Origin of the sequence: Flavihumibacter stibioxidans (assembly GCF_014332695.1) — a bacterium.
Classification (GTDB): Bacteria; Bacteroidota; Bacteroidia; order Chitinophagales; family Chitinophagaceae; genus Flavihumibacter; species Flavihumibacter stibioxidans.
The window spans coordinates 41482-61066 of sequence record NZ_MBUA01000029.1 but is presented as its reverse complement, the minus strand read 5'-3'; the positions used below and the strand labels follow the sequence as shown (position 1 = coordinate 61066).

Sequence of the window (19585 nt, the reverse complement as noted above, 5' to 3'; positions counted from 1 at the left end):
TATGGGTGTATCAGGGTCGGCTTTCCCGATGAATGGTATACTCCAGTACACCGCCCTGCAGGAGGGCCTTGTGTGTAATGCTGGTGACGGGAATCTTCCTGCCATTCCATCTGATTTGCCGGATGCCCGCTGCGCCCGGGGCAGTGGTTTCCTTTACTTTAATGAACAGGGTCTTGCCATTGGGTAATTGCATGGTGGCAGATTCAACCAGTGGGAAGCCGAATACATATTCGCCCGAAGACGGGTTCATGGGATACATGCCAAGCGTTGTCCAAACCAGCCAGGCGCTCATCTGGCCGCAGTCGTCGTTGCCGCTGATACCATCCGGACCGGGATTGTACATGCTGTCGACAACCAGTTTGATTTTTTCCGCTGCTTTCTCCGGGTAACCCAGAGCGGTGTACATGTAAATGATGTGGTGTGATGGCTCGTTTCCATGGGCATACTGACCGATCAGTCCGCTGATATCATCTGAAGTATTATCGCCATGCAGTTCAGAAGGTGAATTAAAAAGCGAATCCAGTTTATCGGCCAGTTGCTTCCGGCCGCCGTAGAGCCGTGCCAGGCCTTGCACATCCTGCGGAACAAAGAAGCTGTGTTGCCAGGCAGTGCCCTCGATATATTGTCCCTTGTCTCCATGTTCTGAAAGTAAGGGATCAAAGGGTTCGATGAATCTTCCCGCACTGTCCTTCGCCCGCATGAAACCGGTTTGGGCATCGAAGAGATTTTTATAACTGTTGGCTCGTTTCATGAAATATTCATAATCTCCGTGCTTCCCCAGTTTTTTCGCCACCTGGGCAATGCACCAATCGTCAAAAGCGTACTCAAGGGTGATCGTAACACTCCAGCCATGTTTGTCCTGGGGCAGGTAACCAAAACGGATATAGTCCGGCGTGCCTCTTTGTTGCTGGTGGGCGCTTTTATACATGGCTTCGTATGCCAGCGCTGCGTCAATTCCTGGTATCCCTTTCAGAATCGCATCTGCTATTATCGGTATGGCGTGGTAGCCGGTCATGGTATTGGTTTCCCAGGTACTGAGGTCCCAGACCGGCAGCAGTCCATTGTCCCGGTAAAACGATAACATACTGTTGACCAGGTCGGGAAGTCTTTCTGCCTGGGTGAAAGTGAACAGCGGGTTCAGGGCCCTGAATGTATCCCACAGGGAGAAGGCTGTATATTTTTTCCCCCTCGGTTGCTGCAAAACACGGCCATCGCTGTTCCGGTAACGGCCATCCCTGTCCGAAAACTGGGTGGGTGCCATGCAGGTGCGATACAGGGCGGTGTAGAAACTGCCGGCGAATTCGCGGTCAGCAGTATTGATCCTGATTTTTGAAAGTTCTTTTTCCCAGCTGTTGTCGGCGGCAGTGAGGGTGGCATCAAAAGAGTGAGGGGAAGCTGAGAGCTCTGTCAGTGCGGCTTCGGTGCTGACAGTAGAAAGCGCCACCCTTAATTCCACCGGCTTGCCTGCGGTATTAAACTGCAGGAGGGATTTGACTTTTTCACCCGTGGCCATTCCATTGTTCAGACCACTCGCCTGGATGAAACGATGGGCTTTCACGGGTGTTGAGAAGCGGGCGGCAAAATACACCTGTTGTCCTTTGGCCCAACCGGTGGAATAACGGTAACCAATAAGTGTACTGTCATTCAGGAGCTGGAGCCCGGCCTCGGTAACATTGTCCCAGTTGATCTGGAATCCCATATCAAAACGCAGCCATCCTTCTGCTCCCGGGAAATTGTACCGATGGTAACCCACCCGGTCTGATGCGGTCAGTGAAGTGTGGACGCCATTACCCAGGGTTAATTCATAGAAGCCGGGGCTCGCTTTTTCATTCTTATGGCTGAAGGGTATTTTAATCTTTTCTGCTGCAGCACTGCTTGTGTCTGTAAGCGGTAGTACGGAGATATCACACCAGTCGCCAATGCCGGTACCGCTGAGGTGGGTATGGCTGAATCCGGCGATGGTTGAAGAACTGTAATGGTAACCTGAACACCAGTCCCATCCCTGGTCCCCGTTATCCGGACTAAGTTGTACCATTCCGAATGGAACCGTGGCACCGGGAAAAACATGCCCATGTCCACCCGTACCCAGGAAGGGATCAACCAATGATGTCAATCGGACCGGCCGTTCATTTTGCTGTGCCATCAGCGGTGAATAATTACAGAGGGCAAGGCTTGCCAGGACCAGCAAACGGGAGGCTGTCATATCATTTTATTTTATGATTAAGGCAGGTATCTGATTCTTGTTGTAAAACCTGGTGCCAAAAATAAGTGAGAACATAAAAGCCGGCATGAAAATGTGCCGGCTGTACAGAAAACATCCTCACTGTTATTGCAGTACTTTTTTCCCCAGCAGGTCTTTGCTGATGAGCTTGCCATATTCATGCGCCAGTGATTCTGCGGATGCAGGGTCAAAGGACTGTGTTTGTGCCGAATACAGTAATGACATGTCGGAAAGATCATACAGGTTTGTTTCCCAGAAATATTTGGTGTCCTCTGCATAATATCCGGGTGTGTACACACGGTCATAAATGGTACGGTAATAACCCCAGAAGCGGTTGTAATAGATCATATAGGGCGTGTAATAGATACGGCCCGGTACATAGTAGCGTTCTTTTTCCTTATCGAGCAATACTACGGTGAGCACTGCTTCCACGCCATCTTTTTTCAGTTGCTCCAGTAATGCCTTTTCATTATCACCGTCAAAAGCTTTAGGTCCGTAGACCGCATAGGCTGAAACGGCATTTATGCCACTGGAATGAAGATCGCCGGTGATATGTTCTTCCATCTTTTGTCTCAAATCACGCTCTGGTCCACCGATCAATGCTGCCACCATTACTTTACTGAATTTTTGGGACTGTTTTCCTGCGGGTGTCCAGGAGTTGGTAATACGTGAACTGGAGCAGGACAGGGCCAGCAAGCCTGACAATATCAATACCAGTCCAGGTGTCATTCTGTTTTTCATCTTGATCAATTTTAATTGTACAGGGCCAGGTGGGTACAGAAAACAAAGCCCCTCATTTCTGAAGGGCTTGTAAATTCCAACCGACCATAAATTATTTAACATCAATGTGTTTTCCCAAACTGGCTTTTTTAGCCTCTTCTTTTTTCGGCAGAACCAGTTTCAGGATACCGTTTTCATAGCTGGCATCGATCCTGTCCATTATCACTTCTTCGGGTAATGTGAAACTCCTGCTGAAACTGCTGTAGTTGTATTCTTTACGGGAATAACGCGTATCTTTTTCTTCTTTAGATTCTTCTTTTTCGCAGCTCACTGTCAGCAGATTGCCATCAATGTCGACATTGAAATCCTTTTTATCCATTCCGGGTACGGCCAAAGAAACCATGTAGTTGTCCTTGTTATCAGTAATATTCACGGCGGGAGTCTTCATCATTTTTCCCCAGATATTACCACCATCAAACCATTCGTTCCAGGGTTTGAAAAAATCATCAAAAACTGAAGGGACAGTTTCAGCACTACGTAACATTGGTTTCGTTGCCATAAAAACCTCCTTTTGTTTATTTGTTATTGGATTAATTTCTTGCTGCTAAGTTCGTTTGATTAATCCTTTAAATCAATGATGCATATCAACCTGCACAATAACTTTCCTCAGCTAATCAATGCTTACACACCGAAAGGGTAGGTTTCGGGGATCTGGTGGCCATCGGGACTGATATGCAGGGGGTACAGGGCATTGGTCTGGTTGATAAAGAGGAAGGCGTCGTAGCGCAGGGGCAGCAGGGTGGGAACATAATTGCTGTAGGGTTCATAGGCCGGCCGGTACACCACCCCGATGGCGCGGTGATCAAAATGGTTTTCGATGAAAGTATCCTGCCGCAGGTCTTCGGTCAGGATCAGTTTATCGGAGGGGCCGCTGCGGTGGAGGAGGTCCTCCCAGCTGTCTTTTCGTGCCTCCGGCATATCCATCTTCTGCATGGGCGCGCCCCAGTTTCGACCTGCAATTACCTGGCCTTTGTAGGAACCGAATCCCACCAGTACCACACCCTCTTCACCATGGTCGAGTCGTGCCAGTTCCCCCAGGTTCAGCATACCGTCGGCGCTCATATCAGTGGCCCTTGCATCTCCGATATGGGTATTATGGGCCCATACAATCAGTTTTGAATCCGGGCCGTGAAATTCAAGCAGGCGATTGAGGGTTTCAGCCATGTGACGGTCGCGGATATTCCAGGAATGTGGACCACCTTCCACCATGGCCCGGTAATATTGTTCGGCATGAACGGTAACCAGGGCATTCTGCTCTGCATTAAATACATTTTCCGGATCCGAATTATAGGAAGGCATTTTCTGGCGGATGGTTTTGAGGAGTTCCACCACTTCTGTCTGGCAGAGTTCGGGAACCATTTGGGCGGCACGGGCATAACTGCGTCCTTCTTCCTGGCGATAAGGTTCAAAGCAATGGAGGGCCTCTTCGGCGGCGGTCAGCGCCAGTGGATCGGTTTTGCGAAGGTAGTCCAGGATGGCTTCCATGGATTCCCAGAGGCTGTACACATCCAGTCCATAAAATCCGGCTTTTTTATGGGCTGGCTGCGGGCGGTTGAATTCATAAAGCCATTCGATCAGTGCCACCATTTCCCAGTTGGCCCACATCCAGGTAGGCCAGCGGTTGAAGGAGCGCAGGAGGTCAATGGCATTGGTACCCGACTTCTCATATTGTTTGATATACCGGTTAATGCGGTAACAATCGGGCCAGTCGCCTTCTACTGCGATGATTTTAAAGCCCTTTTCGCGGATGAGTTGCTGGGTGATGCGGGCGCGCCAGGCATAATATTCATGCGTACCATGCGAGGCTTCCCCGAGCATAACGATCCTTGCGTTGCCGATGCGTTTCATCAGTGGCTCGAGGTCGCTGGTATGTTCGAGGGGCCAGGACCATTGTTTGATGGCGGCGATGGCTTCGGATTCAATCACCCCGGGGTGGGAAACCGTATGCTTTTTCATGGCAGAAAAATTGATACAAGTAACAACTTTAAAAGTTGACAGCTGGTGAGTGGTATCAATAGCGGCCGTGATTTATATCATTCATATTTGGATAAAGCCTGCCGGCCGCCAAACTCCGGCATTGCAAGATGGAGCTCAGGTATAACAGCAACACCCGTTACCACCAAAGTGATAACGGGTGTTGCTGTTATGTCAAACTGTTTTCAGGCGTGAAGACCCCGGGGATTAATCCCGGTACACCCTGATATAATCTACTTCCAGGCTGGCATTCTCCAGGGCCGGATCCACCGCCCCGGCAAAATTTCCGCCTATGGCCAGGTTGATCAGCAGGAAAAAATCATGATTAAAAGGAACAGAGGCCGAATTGTTTAATGAATGGATCAGTTGGTCATCCACATAGATTCGGATAACATCCGGTTTCCAGTCCAGGGAATATTTGTGAAAGGCAGTGGTGGCATTTTGGATTACCCGTGTATTGCCATCCGCATTGCCACCCGACCTCCCCGGATAGTGGAAAGTGCCGTAGATATTGTTGAGGTCCCTGCCCAGGTGTTCCATAATATCAATCTCTCCGCAGGCTGGCCAGCCCACTGCATCAATATTGGCCCCCAGCATCCAGATAGCCGGCCAGGTTCCTACCCCTGTTGGTAATTTAGCACTTGCCTCCACCCGGCCATATTTGAATTCAAACTTACCCTTGCTCTTCAATCGTGTTGAGGTAAAATTGCTGCCGCTGAAATTCTCTTTCCGGGCGGTGATCTTCAGTACACCGTTCTGCACGCTCACATTCTCTGACCGGTTGGTATAGTATTGCAACTCGTTATTTCCCCAGCCGTTGGCGCCGTTTCCAATATCATACACCCATTTCGCCGGGTCAGGTGCGCCATTATTATCAAATTCATCGGACCAAATAAGGCCGCTGCCACTCGGTGTTACCGACACCGTTACCTGTGTTGATTTGGTAATGCTTTGTCCCGCTTCATTACTGGCTTTTACGGTTACCACATAGGTGTTGGTGCCCGGCTTGCTGTACTGGTAGGTTAATTTACCGTCTGGGGCAGTAGCTGTTTCCCCATTGCCCAGTTCATAAAAATAACTGGTGGTGTTATTGGCTTTTGCCTCGAAACTAACCGATCCGCTTCCATCCGCACTCACGGTGCTGGAGATGGTCAACTGACCGGGTGCGGTATCCGTGCCGCCGTTGTCGTTCGATTTGGAGCATCCTGCTGCAATCAACAGGTACATTCCTGCAATTATGATATTCATATTTCTATACATTGTTTAAGGTTTTACTTTAAGTTTCTGATACCAGGCGTTTCCATCCACGCCAATGGTGCGGAGGTGCATTGAGGTGGCTGTTATGGAAAGGATTTCGTAGGTATTACTTCCGGTGGCAAAATTCACCACGCCATCGCCGGGTACGGTGAACTGGATCTGCGTGGAGATATCCTGCGTTGACCCACTTGCGGCATCGGAAAATATCAGTGCCTTGCTGCCGGCAGTGGGCAGGGCATAACATTCTTCCGGCCCGCTAAACCCGTAGTAACCCACAGAAGCGCCCTGGATAAAACTGGCTCCTTTGTTGTCGAGTACCATGGTCACCCGGTTATTGGCATCCCGGCTAAAGGTGATCTCATCATCGTACAGACATCCCACAGAGGCTTTTTCATCGGGCGCCGCCTGGTACCAGATGGGGTCAAAGGCTGCAGCGGGACCAACACCGATGTGCCCGGCCACATCATTGGCGGTGATCCAGGTTTTGCTGCCAGTTCCGGTGAGCGCTTCCAGGATGGCCGTTGGAATCTCAAATATGACGTTTACGGCGATTTTTTTACTGATGGTACTTACCACCCCGGCCGTTCCGATGGCATTCACCGTAACCACATATTCATTGGTTCCCGGGATCCCATACCGATAGCGAATCTTCCCTCCCGGAACCATTTTGGAGGTGCCGTCACCAAAATCAACCTTGTATGTAATGGCGTGGCTGGCACTGGCATCGATGTTCACATAACCTGAACCATTTCCATCCGGATTGTTGGTGTCTGTTCCTTCCACGCTGACCGTCAGTTCCAGTTCGGCCGGAGCTTTTATTTCACCGAAGGAATAATCGGTTTTTTCGCAGGATGTGATCCCCGATACCAGGGCGAACAGCCACAGTAGCTGAATTATATTTTTTCGCATGATCATGTCATTTAGTTTAATGTGATGTCGTCAAAGTAGAAGGTGAAATTGGCGGAACCATCTCCCGGTGTGCCCAGGTCAAAAATCAAAACGATCCGGTTGTACACATTGGCGGTGTTGATGGCAGCGTAATCAAAACTCAGTTCTTCCCACTCGTTGGCTTTGGTAGTGGCTACTTCCTTTTCAAAGTTGAGGGCTCCATTATCCTTGTTCTCCACTTTCAACAGCAGCTTTGCACCGGCACGTGGTGAGTACACTTTTACTTTAAAGGTTTTCTTTACTGAAAAATCTATGGGTGCATCCAGGGTGATAAAACTTCCGCCCCAGGGCTGCCCGGCATTCTTGACCATCTTACCCACTTTCGAAGAGGTGTTGATGCCCCCGGAAAATGGATTGTCTATAACCGTCGACTGTCCGCCATCAAAATCAACAAATGCATAGGTCAGCGTAGGCGACTGGAAGTCCAGGGGTAATACCAGCGAAGCGCTTCCACCTCCTGCCATCTGTACATCGTCCCAATAGAATTGTTTGCCACTTCCTGCATTGCCGAAGTCAAAAAAGATGGAAGCCTTGTCATAGGTTTTGGCAAGGTCGAGTGCCGGTGTGCCGGAAGTATGGTTGGCGAAATCAAACACCAGCGTTTCCCATGCATTGGCCACCGTGGTGCTGGCAAGGGTTTCCACGGAGATATTACCGTTGGTATGGTCTTCGATTTTCAGCAGTACCGGTATGCCTGCGGCCGGACTATACACGCGCACCGACATTTTTGTGGCGGTGGCAGACAGGGGAATGGCGGAGGCAAATCCAGTGGGGGTGCCAATGGTGACACCTGCCCAGGTCTCGGCTCCATTGGGCTTGGTGGTGATCTTTACCTTGTTGGCCGCATTCACCGGGTCGGCACCGTCAACGGTGTTGTTTCCACCGAAATCGGTAACGGTATAGTTAACAGAAGGATCGTCAAAACTAACCGGTAAACTGATCGGCAAATTGGTTCCCGGCATACTGTTCGCCTGCCTTATATCATCAAAGTAGAAAGTAAAATTCTCTGAACCATCCCCAACGGTTCCCAGTTCAAAAATCAGTACGATCTTCTGGTAACTGTTGGCCGTATTGATGGCGCTGTAGTCAAAAGCAAGATCCTCCCAGCTATTGGCTACGGTGGTGCTGACTTCCTTTTCGAAGTTGATGCCGCCATCGGAAATATTCTCCACTTTCAACAGCACTTTGGCACCAACACGGGGAGAGTATACTTTCATCCGGAATACTTTGTTGGCACTGAAATCAATCGGCTGCCCCAGGGCGATCACACTGCCACCCCATGGCTGTCCTGCGTTCTTCACCATCCTTCCCACCCGCGGAGAGGTATTCAGTCCACCTGCTTTCGGATTGTCTATGACTGTTACCAGTCCGCCATCAAAATTGATGAAGTCAAAAGTCTGGTTGGCTGCTTCAAAATCCAACGGCAGCAACAGTGGATTCAGAATGGTAACGGTTTTCGTCAGCTCTGATGTAGCGGATCCACCGCTGAGTGCCACCACCCGGATGGTATAGGTTCCTGTTTTCGCATAGGTATAACTGAGGGTATTACCTTCCAGTACCGATTGCGGGTCCTCATTGACTGTTTCCCCGAAATACACCCGGAACAAGGTTTCGAAATCGGCCTTCGCGGTCAGGTTCACCTGGAAGGGATTACTGGGATCAATCGCTACGGTAAAGTCGAGGTTCTCGGGTTGACGAAATGACACCGTCAGCGCTTGCGTGGCTTCGCTGGTGAGCCCGTTCACGCCAATTCCCAGCACCCGCACATTGTAGTTGCCTTCGGCATAGATATGGTCAACGGATTTTCCGGGAAGCACTTTTTGCGGACTGGTGTTGCCGTCACCAAAATGTACCAGGAAATAAGCGATGCCCTTTCCGTTGGGATAGATGCTCACCTTACCCGAATTATCCTGGGTAATGTTGAACATGGCCGACAACTGATCCGGCGCCGCCACATTCTCTGCAAATGCTATCTCATCGAATGACTCTTTTTTACAGCCGGATAGTAGCACCAGCAGTAAAAGCAGACTATATAGATTAAATCGTATCATGTTTCAATGGTTTTGAATGGAAGATTAATACCCCGGGTTTTGTTCCAACTCAGAGATGTCCACTTCCTCCTGCGGAATCGGGAACAAATCATTTTTACCTGCTACAAACCCTTCTATTTCCTGTGCCGCACGTCCGGTGCGTACCAGGTCAAAAAAGCGGTCGCCTTCCATGGCCAGTTCCAGCCGACGCTCTTTCCAGATGGCTTCCGTCAGGGCAGTACCGGTGGCATTGATGTCATGCGCCAGGTCGCCGAATGCCCGCCTGCGCACGCGATTCAGGTATTCCTGTGCTTTGGCGGTATTCGGACTGGCTTTGCGGTTATTGGCCTCCGCCGCCATCAGCAGCACATCGGCAAATCGGATGGTGCGGAAATTATTCAGGTAGTTCAATTCAATTTGTCCGGATGTTTCGCCTTTGCGGGGATGGTACTTGTGGTTGTACAATCCCGTGTTCTTATAGGGTGCTACCAGGTAGGTGATGTTAAACTGCGGATTCGCATTCTTATATGCCTCAATATCCAGGATGGTGGCGGCTTTTCGGCTGTCGCCCGCTTCAAATGCATTGGCCAGGTCTTCTGTCGGCAGGTTAACACTCCATCCCTGTGAGTATGGACTGCCACCTGTCAGGTTCCTGATGCCACAGTGTTGTACGGCGAAATTTCCCTGTCCGCGACCCGGATTGCTCCAGTCATAAAAGGGATTGTTATTGGTGTACTGGATTTCAAATACAGACTCAACACCGTTTTCGCCGCTGGACAAAAAGATGGATTCAAAGTCCTCCACCAGCTGAAAGGGACCATTGACTACATTTTCCAGCATGGTGGCGGCTTCCTCAAATTTTCCCTGGTACAACAGCACTTTTCCCAGCAGGGCCTGTGCCGCATATTTGGTGATCCGCCCCTGCTCCGCCTGTGTATTGGGGAGAACCGCAATGGCGTTGGTGAGGTCCAGTTCTATCTGCGCATACACATCCGCTTTAGGAGTACGCCCCAGGGTTTTACTATCACCTACGCCTAAACGCTTTTCTGTAAATAAAGGCACGTCACCGAAATAGCGCACCAGTTCGAAATAGTAATAGGCGCGCAGGAAATATGCCTGTCCGTATACCTGGTCTTTTGCGCTAAAATCCAGCTTGCTTTTATTCTCTTCGAGGTAGTTGGCGCGATTGATGCCTTCATAACATACTTTCCAGATTTCAGTGAGATAACTGTTGATGGGAATAGTACGATAGTCGTCAATCTGCTGCAATCCCAGCACATCGGTGGCATTTTCTCCCCCGGAAACCGAGTTGTCTGAGGCAATATCGCCAATCATGGGCGAGGCATAGAGCCACTGCAGGGGCGAATACACACCCACCAGCATTTTCTGGTAATCCTCGGCATTCTTGAAATAATCGTCCGCAGTAATCTGGTAATCTTCCCTTGGACTGTAATCAACAAATTTGGAACAGGAAGGCAGGCTGAGTGATAATGCCATACCCACTATGATATATATACGATGTTTCATCATTTTCATATTTTATCGTTAGAATTTCAGGTCAAGTCCGGCTGACCAGGTTCTTGCCTGTGGATAGATACCGCGGTCTATACCACTATCGAAAATGCCGCCCGAGATCTCCGGATCATATCCCGAATACCGGGTGAAAGTGAAGGCATTCTTCACCTGGGCATAGATGCGCAGGCGGTTGATTTTGGCCTTCTTCAGGAAATCCGCAGGTATGGTATAGCCCAGTTGCAGGTCCTTGATTTTGATGAAGGAGCCATCCTCCACATACCGGTCTGAGGCGCGGGTATTGTTGTTGCCATCTACAAAAGCATAGCGCGGATAACGGGCATCATTAGTGGAACCTTCGCCGGTCCAGCGACCCAGCACACCGCGGTATTTATTGGTCATGGCCAGGTTTCTTTCATATGCGCGGTAGATATCATTGCCTACCGAAGCATATACGAAAGTGGCAAAATCAAAGCCCCTGAACTCCAGGTTCAGTCCCCAGCCCATGGTGAACTCTGGGAAGGGATCGCCGATTTGTGTACGGTCATTGGCATCCACCCTGCCATCTTTGTTGAGGTCTGCAAAGCGAATATCACCGGGTTGCGCTCCGGGTTGTGCGGAACTCGCGTCAATCTCATCCTGGTTCTGGAACAGTCCGTTGGTCTGGTATCCATAGAAATAACCGGGTGTAAATCCTTTCTCAAAGCGGGTGATGCTTTGTCCCGGTATGCCATAAAATCCTCCCTGGATCAGGCCGTTATTGGTTTCGGTTACTTCGTTTTTTGCAGTGGTGAAATTCACATAGGTATTCAGGCGGAACTGCTTTCCGAGGGTTTCACCGTAACTAAGTGTCAGGTCCACCCCACTCGTACGGGTGGTTCCGATATTGGCGGTTGGCAAGGCAGCCGTTCCGAGGTAAAGGGAGAGGGTGGGTGTAAAAAGCAGACCGCTGATATTTTTCTGGTAGTAATCGGCACTCAGCGAAAGTTTGTTCTTCCAGATGGCGATATCAAAGCCGTAGTTCTGCTGAACCTGTTTTTCCCATCCCAGCGCATCGTTGCGGAAGGAAGAGATAGTTGCGCCGATGGAAGTTGGGTTGTTGCCAAAGGTATAACCCGCATTTTGTCCCAGGCCATAACTATAAATGCTGTTGGAAATACGCTGGAATTGCGGACTCACGTTCTCATTGCCCGTAGCGCCATAACTACCGCGAATCTTCAGGTTACTGATGAGGTTGGAGTTAAAGAAGGCCTCGTTGCTCACTATCCAGCCCAGGGAACCGGCATAGAAATTCGCGAATTTGTTATCGGGACCGAAGGCATAGGAACCATCGCGGCGGAAGGTGAAGCTGGCCAGGTAACGATTGTCGTAATCGTAGTTCATGCGACCGAAATAGGAAAGGTTTATTCGCTCATACTGAAAGGAACCAACATCCAGTCCGGATGCCGGAGCGGTTCCGGTGGCAGAAGAAATATCCGCAAACTCCCAGGAATTGAATGGCACATCCTGGCGGGAACCGAGGATGGCATTGCCGGTGGTTTTGGCAACCGACATACCCGCCACCAGGTCGAACTGGTGAACATCGTCCAGGTCAAACCGGTAGTTGGCGAAATTTTCCCAGGTATAATTGTAATAAGTGGTTTTGTTTTCATTCACCACATTGTGTGCGCCCGGCTTCGTGGAACCATCGGCGTTAAGGGTGGAATTGATATGGCCCGCACCGTAGTAGGCAAGCGGTGTAAAACTCTTGCCGGTTACATTTGTTAAAGTGTATCCGTAACGGGAAGTAAAGGTCAGGTTTTTCAGCAGGGTGTACTGCAATTCCAGTTTACCGTAGAGCTTGTTGGTATTGGAATTATTGTAGGTATCTGCCAGTTGGGTCAGGGGGTTGATGATCTCCGACAGGATATATGGACTGGTGGAATACAGTCCATAGGTATTCGGCTGGTTATTGTACACCGGAACCGTGGGATCGAAGTTGAGTGCATTGGAAATTACCCCGTTGATGGCGTTTTCCGCGATGCCGGAACCCCGCAGGTTCACGAAGCTGGTGTTGGCAGTGAAGCGCAATTTATTGGTGATATTGTATTGGAGGTTGGAGGTGCCGGTAATACGGCGGAAAAAGGATTTATCGCCGCCGCCCACGATACCATCCTGGTTCAGGAAGGAGCCCGAGAGGAAATAGGTCATTTTCTCGGAACCGCCCCTTGCCGTAAGGGAATGCGATTGCAGGGGGGCATTTTTAAAAATCTGGTCCTGCCAGTCGGTACCCTTACCCAGCACCGACAGGTCCGGAAAGACCAGGTCTCCCCCGGAAGCTACCGACCCCTCATTGATGATGGCCGCGTATTCGGTGGCATTCAATACCCCGATTTTGCTGAATACTTCCTGGATGCCGTAGTTGCCGCCGTAGGAAATTTCCGTTTTCTGGTTGCGTTTGCCCGATTTGGTGGTCACCAGTATTACCCCGTTGCCGCCCTTAACCCCATATATGGAGGTGGTGGCAGCATCTTTCAGGATATTGACTGATTCAATATCGGCCGAGTTGATGGAGTTCAGGTCGTCGAGGGTCTGGATGGCGCCATCCACTACCACAATGGGATCTGTTCCCGTATAGGAGGGAATACCCCGCACCAGCACCGTGGGTTTGGCGCCAGGCGATCCCGGGGAGATCACTGTAACCCCGGCTGCCCGCCCCTGGATGGCGTCTTCTGCCCGCACGGGCCGCAATTTTTCGATGTCCTTTTCTTTGATGGTGGACACCGCACCGGATATTTTGGTCACTTTCTGCGTGCCATATCCTACCACCACCACTTCATCCATTTCGCGACCCGAAGCCTGCAGGGTTATGTTTAGCACTGTACCGGTAATGGCTACTTCCTTCGGCTCGAAATTGAGGGATGAGATTTGCAGGATGGTGGCGGAAGCCGGAACGTTTAACTGGAAGTTTCCATCCTCGCCGGTGGAAGTGCCCAGCGTAGTGCCTTTAACCAGGATGGAAGCATTGGGAACCGGGTTCCCCTTTTCGTCAGTAATTCGCCCACTGACCTGTCTGCCCTGGCTCATGGCCAGAAGGGAGGCGAACAGCAGGACATACAACATGGTAAGCCGTAGCGTCGTTTTTTTCATAAACAAGCGTTTGATTAAATGAATTCTCCGGGTGGTACCCGGCAAGGCATAAAACTAAAAACAGGTTCGTGCAGTTAAAAGAAACTGCCTACAACACGGCTACATCTTGTTTAATTAAATGGTTGATTTTCAATAAACATCAACTACATCATTACTACATCAGGCAGATTTTATTAAGTTTATCCCATGAAATGGGGAGTGCTGGCCATATTGCTTGCCTGGGTTCATACCGGATGGACGCAAAACACCATCGGCCTGCCCCGGATTATCAACTATACCCAGGAGCAATTATTGGGCGGGAACCAAACCTGGGATATCCGGCAGGATAGTACCGGCCGAATGTTTTTTGCCAATAATGAAGGCTTGCTGAGTTTTGACGGTAATTACTGGAAAGTCTTTCCGCTGCCGAATAAAACCATCCTGAGATCAATTAACCTGGATGACCGGGGACGGATCTATGCCGGCGGACAGGGGGAAATCGGCTATTTTGAGCCGGATGCCACCGGCAACCTGCGCTACCATTCCCTGCTGTCTTATTTACCCGCCAACCAGCGGGTGTTTGCGGATATCTGGGACATAGAAATCCTGGGACCGGCTGTTTTCTTCCGGGCATTTGACCGGATCATGGAATGGAACAACGGCCAGATGCAGGTGTATCCGCCCCGTTCGGAATGGGTCAGCCTGAAAAAAACGGGCAATCGCCTGCTGGCCCAGGACGCACAGAATGGACTGATGGAATGGCGGCAGCAGCAATGGCAGCCCCTGAAGCGGTCGGAGATTTTAATAGGAAAAACGCTCAATGGCCTGGTTCAGACGGGCCGCGACAGCATTTTGCTGCTCACCTTACGCGATGGGGCTTTTTTACTGTCGGGCGACAGCCTGCAAGCGTATGCCGCCATCCCGCCCGGATTTTTTGCCTCCGACCTGATCGCGGCCACGGCCCTGAACGAAGAGGAGTTTGTGGTGGCAACCAGTTCGCATGGTTGTGTGGTCCTCAACGCAAAGGGTCAGGTGATACAGCAAATCAGCCGCAAGGAGGGATTGCAGAACAACAATAGTATCACGGTTTTCCTGGATCGTGACCGGAACCTCTGGGCCGGACTCGTCAGCGGAATCAGTTTTATCGCCTACAATTCGGCCATCAAATACATCCATCCCAATACCGAAAATGAACTGGCCGGCTTTGGTGCCCGCATTTTTGGCAACCGTCTCTACCTGGCAAGTCCCGATGGCGTGTACCAGGTGCCATTGGATCCCGGGTTGCCGGACCTGAGTTTTTCCCGCGGCGAATTTTCGTTGATCCGCAACAGTGGGGGACAGGTCTGGCGCATTGATGAAGTGAACCAGCAATTGTTGATGGCACACAATTACGGCACCTACCTGCTGGACGCCGATAAAGCGGTGCAACTGGCACCCGAGCCCGCCTGGTTATTTGTACCCCTTTCTCCGGTGCAGCCTGCAGAGGAGATCCTGGTAGGGAATTATACCGGCCTGAAGAAATTGCGTTACCAGAACGGGCAGTTTTCCAATGCGGGCAACCTGAAGGGATTGTATGAATCGCTTCGTTTTCTGACCATTGATCACGAGAACCGGATCTGGGCTTCACACCCTTACCGGGGTATTTACCAGATTATTCTGGGTGCAGACGGACAATCTTATGAAGCCCGCCTGTACACGGAAAAGGACGGGTTGCCATCATCCCTGGGTAACCATGTTTTCAAGGTGCGCAACCGGGTCATATTCGCCACCGAAAAAGGAGCCTATGAATTTGATGCGGCCAGTGGGCGATTTGTGCCTTCTTCCTTCCTGCAGCCTGCCCTCGGAAATATTGAGCTTCGGTACCTGCAGGAAGACGGGGCGGGTAATATCTGGTTTGTGAGTGGCAAGAAACTGGGTATCGTGGAGTGGAACCGGGGTGATAGCGCAAAACCGGGCATCACCTATTTTCCGGAACTGACCGGGCATATATTATCGGGATTTGAACAGGTATATCCGTACAACGCGAACAATGTATTCATTGCTTCCGAAAAGGGACTCATACACATGAATCCCGGGAAATATCGGAAAAACCGGTTATCCCTTACCGTTAGTCTCGGCGGAATACGCGCAATGGGCGGGAAAGACAGTATAGTTTACGGCGGCTATGGGCAGCCGGTTGCGTCAAGCCTGCCCAGTTCTTTCAATGCCTTTCATTTTGAATTCAGTTCGCCCGCATACGGGTTGGCAGGAATTATCGAGTACAGCTACCAGTTAGTAGGCTTTGACAATAACTGGAGCAACTGGTCCACAAAAACGGAAAAAGACTATACCAACCTGACCCATGGCCAGTATACGTTCAGGGTGAAAGCCCGGAATAACCTGGGACAGGAATCGACTCCTGTAAGTTATTCGTTCACTGTATTGCCCCCCTGGTATCTAAGCGTATATGCTTACCTGTTATACCTCGCACTGCTTGGATGCGGAATATACCTGCTGGTGCGCTGGCAGCGGCATAAATTGTTGCAGCAAAGATTAAAGTATGAAGAAAAACAGCGACAACTGGAAATATTGCATCAGCTGGAAATAGAACAGAGTGAAAAAGCGATCATCCAGTTACACAACGAAAAGCTGGCGGCTGAAGTGAGATACAAGAACAAGGAACTGGCTGACACCTCCCTTCACCTGGTGGAGCGCACCGATGCGCTGGCCAAAGTGAAGGAAGAGTTGCAGAAACTGTATAAGAGCAGTGATGGCAACATGGGTCTGAAGAAAGCCTTGCAGATGGTCAGCGATATGGAGAAGAACCATGAAAGCTGGGATCGGTTTGCCGCACGATTTGACGAGATCAACAATGATTTTCTGAAAAAAATCAGGGAGCGATACCCGGTTCTCACCAGCAACGATCTGAAGCTTTGCGCCTACCTGCAGTTGAACATGTCTTCCAAGGAGATTGCGCAACTGTTGAATATTTCCCTGCGGGGAGTGGAAATCGGCCGGTACCGCCTGCGCAAGAAATTGCAGCTTCCTACCGAAAAATCCATCACCGATTTTCTGAATGAGATTTCCCAGGTGGAATGAGGATGCGGTGGCGGGCTGGGTCTTTCGTCAAACCTTATTAAAAACCGTAACTTAACACACCAAAAGTTAAGGCCATGCGATTTTTACTGCTTGCTGCATTTCTTGCTGCTCAATTATTTACGTCCGCCCAGGCTCCCGTGGGTATTTTCGAACACCATACCGATATCGGACAACCGAAAATAAAGGGCGATGCCACTTACCATGCGGGGGACCAATCTTATCACCTGGAAGCAGGTGGTTACAATATCTGGTTCGGCCGCGATGAATTTCATTATGCGTATAAGAAGATCAAGGGCGATTTTATCCTGACAGGCAATTTTGCCTTCGAAGGTTCCGGTGTGGATCCCCACCGCAAGACCGGCTGGATGGTTCGGGCTGCGACCACAGACGATGCGGCCCATATGACCGCTACGGTTCATGGCGATGGAATGGTGGCGCTGCAATGGCGCCGTATGAAGGGCGCTCATATGCGCGATCCGCAGGACGAATTGTTTACAAGAAAATCCGGCACCCGGATCATTCAACTGGAAAGACTGGGTGGTGTTTTTATTATGCGGGTCGCACATCCCGGTGAACCCCTGCAGGAAGTGGGCAGAACCGATGCCATCGATATGCCCGATGAAGTGCTGGCCGGGATCTTCCTCAGCAGTCACAACGCCGATGTGAAAGAGCAGGCCACGGCCTGGAATGTACGCATCGAGAAAACAGTAACAGATTCGTATAATGGTTATCGTGATGGTGTATTGGGCAGCCGCCTGGAGATCATGAATGTTTTCGACGGCAAAAGACGCATCGTGCACGAGGATAAGGGCCGCTTCGAAGCGCCCAACTGGACCAAAGACAATAAACTGCTGTTCAACCAGGATGGCGGCATTTATACGATACCGTTAGCAGGCGGGCAACCGGTTCAACTCAATACGGGTGTGGCTAACCGCAATAACAACGACCATGTGATTTCGATGGATGGAAAATGGCTGGCAATCTCTTCGCACCGCGATGGCCTGCCGGGTGGTGGCAGCACCATTTATTACCTGCCTGTCACCGGCGGCGAACCGAAGCTGGTAACGGATAGTACACCTTCCTACCTGCATGGGTGGAGTCCCAATGGGAAAGAACTCGTGTACACGGCGCAGCGATTGAGCCGCCAGAAGGCTTATAATATTTATCGTATATCCATTGCCGGTGGAAAGGAAACCCAGCTGACTTTCCTGGAAAAGGGACTGGCAGACGGACCTGAATATTCACCTGACGGGAAGTGGATTTATTACAACAGCACAGAAAGCGGCACCATGCAGATCTGGCGCATGAAACCCGATGGAAGCGGCAGGGAGCAGCTCACTTTTGATGAATACAACAACTGGTTTGCGCATCCTTCCCCTGATAATAAATGGATCGTGTTCCTGTCTTTTCCGAATACAGTGGATCCGGGTGATCATCCTTTTTACAAACGGGTAATGCTGCGACTGATGCCCGTTGGCGGTGGCGCTCCGCGGGTAATCGCTTACCTCTATGGCGGACAGGGAACCATCAATACCCCCAGCTGGAGTCCCGACAGCAAACAGATCGCGTTTGTAAGCAATTCGAAGGAACTGGAGTGACGAAAGATGTCTGACGTTTGCGTCCTGTGAATTCAGTAATACTAAACGTCAGACATCTTTCGTCAGACATCTTCCCTCAGACACCCTCGACCCCTTACGCTGCCTTTTCTTTCAACTGTGCAGACTGCGGAACAGCCTCAGCCTTTAAAGGCTCCCTGCCCTTCCGGTATTTGGCCAGGTTGATCAGCAGCACACTGACGAGAATTATGGCCAGTCCCGTGATCTGCAGGGCGGTCATCTTTTCACCCGCGAAAATTACCCCGAGCAATACGGCAACCACAGGATTCACGTAGGCATAGGTGCTCACCTGGGTAACCGGACGCACTTTTAACAGCCATACATAAGCGCTGTACCCTGCGAGGGAACCCATCGTGATCAGGTAAACCACCGACCACCAGGCACCGCTGCTGACGGCAGACCATTCAAACCCCTTCCACTCGCCCGTTGCCACAGAACCGAAGGAGAATGCCACACCGGCAAACAACATCTGCCAGGCGGAACTAACGGTGGCGGATCCGCGCGACTTGTACTTGTTGTAAATGGAGCCCCCAGCCCAGCTGATGGAGCCAATGATCAGGATGATGAGTCCGCTTAATGTGGCTGCCCCCAGTGTGCCATTCATTACCGCAGCAGCCTGTTCCCAGAATAACAGAATCACGCCGATAAAACCGATGGAAAGTCCGGCCAGGGTACCCGGACTATTAAGGTTCTCTTTCCACTTGGGAAAATCAATCAGGATAAACCATAGCGGTGCGGCTGATATAAACACTGCCACCAGTGAACTGGGCAGGGTTTTCTCGGCCCAGATCACAGCGCCATTGCCGACAAACAACAGGAGCAGTCCGGTAATGGCGGCTATTCTAAGCTGCTGCCGGTCAAAGATCCTTTCCTGCTGGTAAATACACCATCCCAGCAGAAGCAGTCCCGCAATGATAAAGCGGATCGCCCCCATGACCAGGGCAGGAATCTCGTGTACCGCTATCTGGATGAATAAATAGGTTGAACCCCAGACCAGGTAGAGCGTGGTAAAAGCGATCGCTACGAGGGCCGGGGTTGGTTTGGTGTTGCTTGCTGGCATG

General features: G+C 50.6%; 12 protein-coding genes. 2 read left to right on the top strand and 10 right to left on the bottom strand.

Annotation, left to right across the window (positions count from 1 at the left end; all coding sequences use genetic code 11):
- Positions 1-10: 10 nt before the first annotated feature.
- The 9 genes from BC349_RS17145 to BC349_RS17105 form a co-directional block, all read right to left on the bottom strand.
- Entirely contained in the window at positions 11-2203 is a 2193-nt protein-coding gene (locus BC349_RS17145; RefSeq protein ID WP_187258016.1) for a GH92 family glycosyl hydrolase, read from the bottom strand.
- A gap of 123 nt (positions 2204-2326) precedes the next feature.
- Positions 2327-2962, bottom strand: a complete 636-nt coding sequence (locus BC349_RS17140) for a hypothetical protein (protein WP_187258015.1) — start codon at positions 2960-2962, stop codon at positions 2327-2329.
- A gap of 91 nt (positions 2963-3053) precedes the next feature.
- The gene (locus BC349_RS17135; RefSeq protein ID WP_187258014.1) at positions 3054-3500 is read right to left on the bottom strand and encodes an Hsp20/alpha crystallin family protein; all 447 of its coding nucleotides are present in this window, start codon (positions 3498-3500) and stop codon (positions 3054-3056) included.
- 122 nt (positions 3501-3622) lie between these two features.
- Complete coding sequence (locus tag BC349_RS17130; RefSeq protein WP_187258013.1) at positions 3623-4957, bottom strand: erythromycin esterase family protein; 1335 nt, start codon at positions 4955-4957, stop codon at positions 3623-3625.
- Between the two features lie 225 nt (positions 4958-5182).
- Entirely contained in the window at positions 5183-6223 is a 1041-nt protein-coding gene (locus tag BC349_RS17125) for a family 16 glycosylhydrolase (protein WP_222840216.1), read from the bottom strand.
- 15 nt (positions 6224-6238) lie between these two features.
- On the bottom strand, positions 6239-7141 hold the full coding sequence (locus BC349_RS17120) for a PKD domain-containing protein (protein ID WP_187258011.1): 903 nt from the start codon (positions 7139-7141) through the stop codon (positions 6239-6241).
- A gap of 11 nt (positions 7142-7152) precedes the next feature.
- Complete coding sequence (locus BC349_RS17115) at positions 7153-9231, bottom strand: hypothetical protein (protein ID WP_187258010.1); 2079 nt, start codon at positions 9229-9231, stop codon at positions 7153-7155.
- Positions 9232-9255: 24 nt separating this feature from the next.
- A complete protein-coding gene (locus BC349_RS17110; protein ID WP_222840215.1) occupies positions 9256-10740 on the bottom strand; it encodes a RagB/SusD family nutrient uptake outer membrane protein in 1485 nt (494 codons plus the stop codon).
- A gap of 15 nt (positions 10741-10755) precedes the next feature.
- A complete protein-coding gene (locus BC349_RS17105) occupies positions 10756-13851 on the bottom strand; it encodes a SusC/RagA family TonB-linked outer membrane protein (protein ID WP_187258009.1) in 3096 nt (1031 codons plus the stop codon).
- A gap of 186 nt (positions 13852-14037) precedes the next feature.
- On the opposite strand from BC349_RS17105, the gene BC349_RS17100 reads away from it, so the two are divergent.
- Both BC349_RS17100 and BC349_RS17095 read left to right on the top strand, forming a co-directional pair.
- Positions 14038-16908, top strand: a complete 2871-nt coding sequence (locus BC349_RS17100; RefSeq protein WP_187258008.1) for a triple tyrosine motif-containing protein — start codon at positions 14038-14040, stop codon at positions 16906-16908.
- Positions 16909-16982: 74 nt separating this feature from the next.
- Complete coding sequence (locus BC349_RS17095; protein ID WP_187258007.1) at positions 16983-18506, top strand: TolB family protein; 1524 nt, start codon at positions 16983-16985, stop codon at positions 18504-18506.
- A gap of 94 nt (positions 18507-18600) precedes the next feature.
- Here the strand turns inward: BC349_RS17095 and BC349_RS17090 are convergent, their stop codons facing one another.
- Positions 18601-19584: an EamA family transporter gene (locus BC349_RS17090; RefSeq protein ID WP_187258006.1), complete on the bottom strand. Its 984-nt coding sequence runs from the start codon at positions 19582-19584 to the stop codon at positions 18601-18603.
- Position 19585: the final 1 nt, after the last annotated feature.

Coding starts and splice junctions, on each gene's coding strand:
- BC349_RS17145 (WP_187258016.1), bottom strand. CDS start 2,203: ATGACAGCCTCCCGTTTGCTGGTCCTGGCAAGCCTTGCCCTCTGTAAT.
- BC349_RS17140 (WP_187258015.1), bottom strand. CDS start 2,962: ATGAAAAACAGAATGACACCTGGACTGGTATTGATATTGTCAGGCTTG.
- BC349_RS17135 (WP_187258014.1), bottom strand. CDS start 3,500: ATGGCAACGAAACCAATGTTACGTAGTGCTGAAACTGTCCCTTCAGTT.
- BC349_RS17130 (WP_187258013.1), bottom strand. CDS start 4,957: ATGAAAAAGCATACGGTTTCCCACCCCGGGGTGATTGAATCCGAAGCC.
- BC349_RS17125 (WP_222840216.1), bottom strand. CDS start 6,223: ATGAATATCATAATTGCAGGAATGTACCTGTTGATTGCAGCAGGATGC.
- BC349_RS17120 (WP_187258011.1), bottom strand. CDS start 7,141: ATGCGAAAAAATATAATTCAGCTACTGTGGCTGTTCGCCCTGGTATCG.
- BC349_RS17115 (WP_187258010.1), bottom strand. CDS start 9,231: ATGATACGATTTAATCTATATAGTCTGCTTTTACTGCTGGTGCTACTA.
- BC349_RS17110 (WP_222840215.1), bottom strand. CDS start 10,740: ATGATGAAACATCGTATATATATCATAGTGGGTATGGCATTATCACTC.
- BC349_RS17105 (WP_187258009.1), bottom strand. CDS start 13,851: ATGAAAAAAACGACGCTACGGCTTACCATGTTGTATGTCCTGCTGTTC.
- BC349_RS17100 (WP_187258008.1), top strand. CDS start 14,038: ATGAAATGGGGAGTGCTGGCCATATTGCTTGCCTGGGTTCATACCGGA.
- BC349_RS17095 (WP_187258007.1), top strand. CDS start 16,983: ATGCGATTTTTACTGCTTGCTGCATTTCTTGCTGCTCAATTATTTACG.
- BC349_RS17090 (WP_187258006.1), bottom strand. CDS start 19,584: ATGCCAGCAAGCAACACCAAACCAACCCCGGCCCTCGTAGCGATCGCT.